Annotated in this window: 8 protein-coding genes and 2 pseudogenes; 9 read left to right on the forward strand and 1 reads right to left on the reverse strand. The window is 45.2% G+C overall.

All coding sequences use genetic code 11. The features are described from left to right. Nucleotides 1–48: 48 nt before the first annotated feature. Nucleotides 49–642 carry a YkoP family protein gene (locus tag PPOP_RS13020; RefSeq protein WP_042228759.1) on the forward strand — a complete coding sequence of 198 codons (594 nt, stop codon included), beginning with the start codon at nucleotides 49–51 and terminating at the stop codon, nucleotides 640–642. A 57-nt stretch (nucleotides 643–699) separates the two neighbouring features. Here PPOP_RS13020 and PPOP_RS13025 read toward each other — a convergent pair whose 3' ends face one another. After that, nucleotides 700–1017: a magnetosome magnetite crystal formation protein family gene (locus PPOP_RS13025; RefSeq protein WP_006286945.1), complete on the reverse strand. Its 318-nt coding sequence runs from the start codon at nucleotides 1015–1017 to the stop codon at nucleotides 700–702. Nucleotides 1018–1205: 188 nt separating this feature from the next. Between PPOP_RS13025 and PPOP_RS13030 the strand changes: the two genes are divergently transcribed. The 8 genes and pseudogenes from PPOP_RS13030 (at nucleotide 1206) to PPOP_RS13060 (ending at nucleotide 7267) form a co-directional block, all read left to right on the forward strand. Continuing rightward, entirely contained in the window at nucleotides 1206–2762 is a 1557-nt protein-coding gene (locus PPOP_RS13030) for an ABC-F family ATP-binding cassette domain-containing protein (protein WP_006286946.1), read from the forward strand. Nucleotides 2763–3020: 258 nt separating this feature from the next. Next, on the forward strand, nucleotides 3021–3848 hold the full coding sequence (locus PPOP_RS13035; RefSeq protein WP_042228760.1) for a S8 family serine peptidase: 828 nt from the start codon (nucleotides 3021–3023) through the stop codon (nucleotides 3846–3848). Beyond that, a complete protein-coding gene (locus PPOP_RS25330; protein WP_093471051.1) occupies nucleotides 3845–4273 on the forward strand; it encodes a S8 family serine peptidase in 429 nt (142 codons plus the stop codon). Before PPOP_RS13035 ends, PPOP_RS25330 begins: the two co-directional genes overlap by 4 nt. Before the next feature lie 26 nt (nucleotides 4274–4299). Beyond that, nucleotides 4300–5163, forward strand: coding sequence for a DNA/RNA non-specific endonuclease (locus tag PPOP_RS13045; protein ID WP_006286949.1), 864 nt, complete (start codon nucleotides 4300–4302; stop codon nucleotides 5161–5163). 556 nt (nucleotides 5164–5719) lie between these two features. Next, nucleotides 5720–6136, forward strand: a pseudogene (locus PPOP_RS13050) (zinc-binding dehydrogenase); the annotation flags it as partial. A 35-nt stretch (nucleotides 6137–6171) separates the two neighbouring features. After that, nucleotides 6172–6225 (forward strand): annotated as a pseudogene (locus tag PPOP_RS26320) (hypothetical protein); the annotation flags it as partial. A gap of 3 nt (nucleotides 6226–6228) precedes the next feature. Next, nucleotides 6229–6558 carry an aldo/keto reductase gene (locus tag PPOP_RS20690; protein ID WP_006286951.1) on the forward strand — a complete coding sequence of 110 codons (330 nt, stop codon included), beginning with the start codon at nucleotides 6229–6231 and terminating at the stop codon, nucleotides 6556–6558. Continuing rightward, on the forward strand, nucleotides 6521–7267 hold the full coding sequence (locus tag PPOP_RS13060) for a zinc-binding dehydrogenase (RefSeq protein WP_148277935.1): 747 nt from the start codon (nucleotides 6521–6523) through the stop codon (nucleotides 7265–7267). Before PPOP_RS20690 ends, PPOP_RS13060 begins: the two co-directional genes overlap by 38 nt. Nucleotides 7268–7332: the final 65 nt, after the last annotated feature.

Consider the following 7332-nt stretch of genomic DNA (forward strand, 5'->3'; position numbering starts at 1 on the left):
TTCACCAAGGTAAAATAAGATTAGATTGTCGATAAAGGGGAACAGTTCATGTGGTTCAAATCCTTTGCACTTTCCGTCTGGAATGTCATTGATCCCGTGTATTATGCATGTACCCGATTGAAATGTATCAACCATAAAGACAGCAGCGCATTCCGAGTCAGACTTACTACGTACAGAGGCGGAAGCATACGCTTATCCGACGGAACTGTGATCAAAAGAGGCGACATTTTGCTAAAAATTCATTTACATAATGTCATTCTTTTGAGAAGTATGATTTCCATAAAAAGTGAAATTACAAAGGGAAAGTTCCTCTACCGCCTTATTGAAAAATCGTTGCCTGATCTTGCCGAATATGTGCGAAATCATCCGAAGTACGATGATATTAAAGGAATTATCGGGATAACGATGTTAAATCGGGGAGGCGGCGGATTAGGGTTTGAAACGGTACAGATACGCAGCATGATGTACAAATGGATAAAGTTTGTGTCCATGATGCCGCTCTATTTTTTCTCGGCAAATAATCCCCTAAAGAACTTAAAAAAACAAACCCCTGCCTATTTGTTCATGTCCAAAAATGTAATCATGAATAAATATGGAACAAAATCACTGCCGAACTTCCATTCTGAAAAAAAAATACGCTGACACCTATATGGGTGCCAGAGTATTTTCATTTTGCCACCAAGCCATTAGGCAGCAGGGCTATGATTTTATTACTTGAATACCTTTGATAATATTCCAAATAAAGAAGTATATACTAACGATACCACAAAGAGCGAAAAGGATCATTGAACCAATCCCCAATGTTACTTCTGGCTCCTGTACGCCAACGCTAATAACTCCTAATGCGGCAAACCCAAAAATGGCTGTAATCGTAGGAAGAATATGCGTCCATAAAGCCCGTTTGGCATGGGTCTTTGTGTCAGGAGCGCCAACAATCCAGACGATAATCGGAAATAAAATCGGCGCGAAGAGGACACTCCAATAACACAGAGCAGATGCTAATTTGTTTCCGTTCATTTCTATCACCTCAAGAAATCGTAGTTATTGTTCCATGGCATAAATATATTACAGCAGACCTCTGCATATTCATCGATCCAGCTTTCAAAAAGCTTATGAAATTGTAAGGAACTTCACATGACTACCTTTTAGGCCCGATAACGTTTATAATAAATCAAGCACAAAGTATATGAGAAAAGGTGTAATGGATGAGCATATTAAACGTAGAACGACTAAGCCACGGCTTTGGAGACCGTGCGATCTTCAAGGATGTATCTTTCCGCCTGCTCAAAGGGGAGCACATTGGACTTATCGGCGCCAACGGAGAAGGCAAGTCCACATTTATGAATATCATTACCGGCAAGCTTCAGCCAGATGAAGGCAAGGTTGAATGGTCCAAGCGTGTACGTGTCGGCTATCTTGATCAGCATGCCGTACTTCGCAAGGGCGTAATGATCCGTGATGTTTTGAGAGGAGCCTTCCAATATTTATTTGACCTGGAACAAGAAATGAACGACATGTACGGCAAGATGGGGGACGTAACTTCGGAAGAGCTGGAGAAGCTCCTCAAGGAAGTCGGTACGATTCAAGACACGTTAACCAATCAAGATTTCTATATGATTGATGCCAAGGTCGAAGAGACGGCACGCGGACTCGGACTGAATGATATCGGTCTGGATAAGGATGTCAACGATTTGAGCGGCGGTCAGCGCACGAAGGTGTTGCTGGCGAAGCTCTTGCTTGAGAAGCCGGACATCCTGCTATTGGACGAGCCGACGAACTATCTGGATGAACAGCATATCGAATGGTTGAAGCGATACCTGCAAGCCTATGAGAATGCTTTTATTCTCATATCGCATGATATTCCGTTCCTCAACAGCGTAATTAACCTGATCTACCATATGGAGAACCAAGAGCTGACCCGTTATGTCGGTGACTATGACAAGTTCCAGCAAGTCTATGAAATGAAGAAGCAGCAGCTGGAAGCTGCTTATAAGCGTCAGCAGCAGGAGATTGCCGACCTAAAGGACTTCGTCGCACGCAACAAGGCAAGCGTAGCTACGCGCAATATGGCAATGTCGAGGCAGAAGAAGCTGGATAAAATGGAGATTATTGAGCTGGCGAAGGAAAAGCCGAAGCCGCAGTTCAACTTCAAAGATTCCCGGGCTTCCAGCAAGCTGGTGTTTGAGACCCAAGATTTCGTCATCGGTTACGATGAGCCGCTATCCCGTCCGTTGAACCTCCGTATGGAGCGCGGCCAGAAAATTGCGCTTGTCGGTGCGAACGGTATTGGCAAGACGACGCTGCTGCGCAGTATTCTCGGCGAGATTCCAGCGAAGTCCGGCTCTGTGGAACGAGGAGACCATCTGGATATCGGCTATTTTGAACAGGAAGCCAAAGAGGCGAACTATAATACGTGCATCGAAGAGATCTGGAACGAGTTCCCCTCCTTCACTCAATTCGAGGTGCGTGCGGCACTGGCGAAGTGTGGACTGACTACGAAGCATATCGAGAGCAAGATCGCCGTTCTAAGCGGTGGCGAGAAGGCGAAGGTTCGCCTCTGCAAGCTGGTCAATATAGAGACAAACCTGCTTGTGCTCGATGAGCCGACGAACCATCTGGATGTCGATGCGAAGGAAGAGCTGAAGCGTGCACTCATGGCATACAAGGGCAGCATCCTGCTTATTTCTCACGAACCTGAATTTTATCGCGAGGTCGTCACGGAGACATGGAACTGTGAATCCTGGACGACGAAAGTAATTTAATAGTGGAGCGTCAAGCCGACTCTATCGCATCCATTGCGATAGAGTTTTGTTTTGTAACACATTGACGGCTGGAACGCTCACTGGGGCGGCCCTAATTATAATGATCTAGAGAAAATATACCATAATTACATAGATTCCCCGAATTATTTTTATTGACACTCCTTATTTCCTAGAATTATACTTTGATGCATATTAGTGCTTTAATTTCTATGAAAAAAATCATATGCACGTTGACATTGCAGAAAGGGAGAAGTGGTCATGCCAAAAGTGCAGCAGGAGCCAAGCCACGGCAGTTATGTCTGGCGAGGGGGTACGAAAATCGATTTGTCGAAGGAAGACGATCGGTTTACCGTAATCGTTTCAAAACCCGAAAAGCTGGAGAAAATCGCGGGCTTATCCGGCGTTCATGAAATTGAGCCGCTCGGGCCGAACGTATACAAAGTGAAAACAACTTGCACAGAATGTGACCACGCCATGGCGATGATTCGCTCTGAAAACGTTAACGTGGTCGCACATCACGCTTATTCCCCGCAAGGGATGGAAGGTACGATTTATTACCTAACCGGTGAAATTGCTATTCAATTCAAAGCAGAGGCAACCCCGGGCAGAGTTGAACAGTTACTCGACAAATATAAGGTAAATCTAGTTCTTACTTACGGCGAGATGCCGTTCACATGTCTGGTCGCAGTTACGGCTGACAGCAACGAGAATCCGATTAAAATTGCAAACAGATTGGCTGAGGAACAAGAGGTCACTTATGCGGAACCAAATATGATTAACAGATTTCAATTGATGTATATGCCAACCGACGAATGGTTTCCCCGGCAATGGCATCTTCACGCGACGGCGGACAAGCCTTTCCTGGTGAAAACGGCAAGCGTTTTTGCCCCTGAAGCCTGGGATGTCACCAAAGGAGATCGGCGTATTGTCGTCGCGGTAATTGATGACGGATTCGACCTTACTCACCCCGATTTTCAAGGTCCCGGGAAAATTGTCAGCCCGAAGGACTACGTGGATGGTGATCTTGAGCCGCTTCCACCAGTCAGAACCGGCATGCAGAGTACAGCAATTGGGGGCAAGAAATAAGCGTTTGCGCGCCGAGTAATAACTTTAATCCAATGGATCCCAAAAAATTTGCGCCAGGCCTGGGCATTTGGACGACGGATAACGAATCCGGAGGCTTTACACTAGGGAGCCGCTATACAGGCGACTTCGGAGGCACGTCCAGCGCCACGCCGCTTGTTGCCGGTGTCGCAGCTTTGATGCTAAGCGCGAACCCTGATTTACGTGCCGCTGAGGTCAAGACAATCTTACAGCTAACTGCCGATAAAATACAGGACACGCTGCCTGATCATAACGGCAACAACCGTGGGACCTACGATCAGAAGGGGCACTCCGAATGGTTCGGCTATGGAAAAGTCAATGCGGCTAAAGCGGTGAAGGAAGCCAAGAGACGGCCGGGGGGCGTCCGGAAGCCGCAATCGGTAAAACTTATCGCTACACACAAATAATGATACAACATGGGAGGCTCTATCTAATGAGAACGACAACAAAAGGGTACAATCCGTTATTCCTGGGAACAAATTATGCGATCGATTATCCGACCCTTACGGGAGAAGTAAAAAATCATGCTTTAAACGAAGGTGAAATCTTCGATTTCACTCATTTTTCCCTTGTCATGAACAAGGAAACCAAATTTGCCGTTTACTCCATAGCCATTATCGACAAATCCAAGTTTAGGAGGATTAAACGCAAAAACAGTTGGCATTACGATCCTCGGATTGGCAAGGACAATCAGGTTGGCAACGAATTGTACGCGCAGAATGTCTGGGACAGAGGGCATTTGACCCGCCGTTATGACGTGTGCTGGGGCGCTCAGGCAAAGCAGGCCAGTCACGATACGTTCTGCTGGGCTAATATTGCTCTACAGCATCACGATTTCAATACAGGCGTGTGGAATGATTTGGAGAATTGGTTGCTCGCTTATGTTAAAGATGGTAGAAAAATGATTGTAACTACGGGACCTATCCATAGAGATAGCGACATCGAGTATTGCGGGGTACATCGACCTTCTGGGTGTAAAATAAAAGTGCCCTACGGCTTCTGGAAAAGCATCACGTTCGTTGACCAGAACCTAAACCTAATGACGCTCGCATTCATCATCCGTCAGTATAATAAGGCGGGAGGCAATCTCGATAGCCGGCTCAAACCGTTAAAAACGTATCAGGTTCCACTGACCACAGTAACCAAAGAGACAGGAATCGAATTCGACAGGAAGCAGTACGACACGAATCCTTTATTCTTCTTTACCAACCCGATCATGACTGCACGGGAGATTCAAATGCCAGAAGCCTATCTTATCGAAGAGAAGTCGGACATGATTGTAGATCGAAATCTATAGATGAAGTTAATGAAGCTCAGGGAAGATTCTCAAGATAATAGAAATTGCTGTTCCATTAGGAGAGCGGCAAACTGTCTTTGTGATTCGTTTGGCAGCTAGAGCGCATGAGGAACACAAATCGATGGATTAGGTTTGTGACTGAAACAGCTGTGACCATTAATAGATATAAAAGCCACCTTCAGCAGGTGGCTTTTATATCTACTTCCTACTCACAAATTCTCTCCAGCAAGTCCAGGAATCGACTACGGAAAAAGGGCGCTCCTTTACTTGCCAGCATCATGAAGAAACATACGTAATTGCTCTCGCTTCAAATTAACAATAGGCAAAAACCTTAATTCTATTATAATAATAGACGTATGCACATTAAAATAATTGCGAATATTAACTATTGAACAGGATAAGACATAAATCGCATCCGGTTCATTCATTTTCTAAGAAAGGGATGTTGTAATATGTGTAACAATCATAACATGACTACTCGAGCGCTAAGTGTTCCAGCGGCAAAAGCACCATTTGAACGAACTACGATAGAACGGAGAGAATTGCGGCCAGATGATTTGTTGTACATATTCCGGACGGCTTAGAATTGGATGTGGCTAGCCCGCTATTGTGTGCAGGTATTACCACGTACTCTCCTCTGAAACACTGGAATGCCGGACCAGGTAAGAAGGTTGCCATTCTAGGAATGGGAGGCCTTGGCCATCTAGCTGTTCAATTTGCCCATACGATGGGTGCAGAAGTTACTGTCCTGAGTCATAGTATGAACAAAAAAGAAGAAGCCCTTGCATTTGGCGCAAATCACTATTATGCAACCACTGATCCAGCTACGTTCACTGAGTTGGCTAGTCAATTTGATCTTATTTTAAACACAGTGTCTGCGAATATAGACGTTGATGCCTTTCTATCCATTCTTAATGTGGACGGGGCACTTGTAAATCTTGGTCTGCCAAACAAGCCAGATCAATATCATGTATTGAGGAATCCCTTAGAAAACTTCAACTGGATTATCTGGACTTAGTCCTTATCCATCAGCCGTTTAATGATTATTATGGAACGTATCGCGCGATGGAAGAACTTTATAAGGCGGGTAAAATCAAAGCGATCGGAGTAAGCAACTTCAACGCAACCTTACAAGAAATTGGCGATAAATATAACAAATCTACAGCCCAAGTTGCTTTACGTTTCTTGATTCAGAGAGGCGTAGTGGTGATTCCAAAAACGGTAAATAAAAATAGAATGGAAGAAAACTTCAACGTATTTGATTTTGAACTAACGACAGAGGATATGGCAAAAATAGATGCACTGGATACAAGAAAGGCGATTTGGTCGTCGTTCCTTTTGCTTATAGAGATAACACATGTCCATTTTGCAAGAAGGATTGATGACTTCTTGTGAGCATGGGGGCTTTATGAGTGGCTGCCAGGCGGAATTTGTTCGAGTGCCTCAAGCACAGGGAAGTATGTTCAAATTGCCTGACGAAATTGATGAAGACTCTCCTTTATTGCCGTCCCTGTTGACATTGTCTGACGTATACGGAACTGGCTATCATGCGGCGGTGATGGGAGGCGTGAATGAGAATACGACTGTAACGATTATTGGTGATGGAGCTGTTGGTCTTCTTGCTGTTCTGTCGGCGAAGAAACTCGGTGCCAACAAAATCATTCTCATGGGCCGCCATAAGGAGCGGACAGATCTTGGTATTGAATTCGGCGCCACAGACGTTATTCCTGAGCGCGGAGAAGAAGGCATAGCGAAAGTCCGAGAGCTGACGAATGGTGAAGGAACACATGTCGTTCTTGAATGTGTCGGTCTGATGCCTGCTTACAAGATGAGTATTGGCGTTGTCCGGGCCGGCGGGGTTATCAGTCGTGTTGGTGTTCCGCAGTATGATGAAGCATCCATCGGCTTTGAAAGTCTTTTCGGGCGTAATATTACTCTTACGGGAGGTCCGGCACCAACGCGTGCATACATGGAAGAATTATTACCGGACATTTTTGACGGAACATCTGAACCTGGCTGTGTTTTTGACGTAACGATTGATCTGGACGGTGTTCCAGAGGGTTATCGTGCCATGAACTGTTTATTGCATACTAAAAATGCCTAGAATTGCAGCGTAAAAGTGCTTAGATCAGATGCAAAAAAAAGGCACTTGTCAGCCCCTTACATTCC

The organism is Paenibacillus popilliae ATCC 14706 (assembly GCF_000315235.1).
In the GTDB taxonomy this organism is placed as follows: Bacteria; Bacillota; Bacilli; order Paenibacillales; family Paenibacillaceae; genus Paenibacillus_B; species Paenibacillus_B popilliae.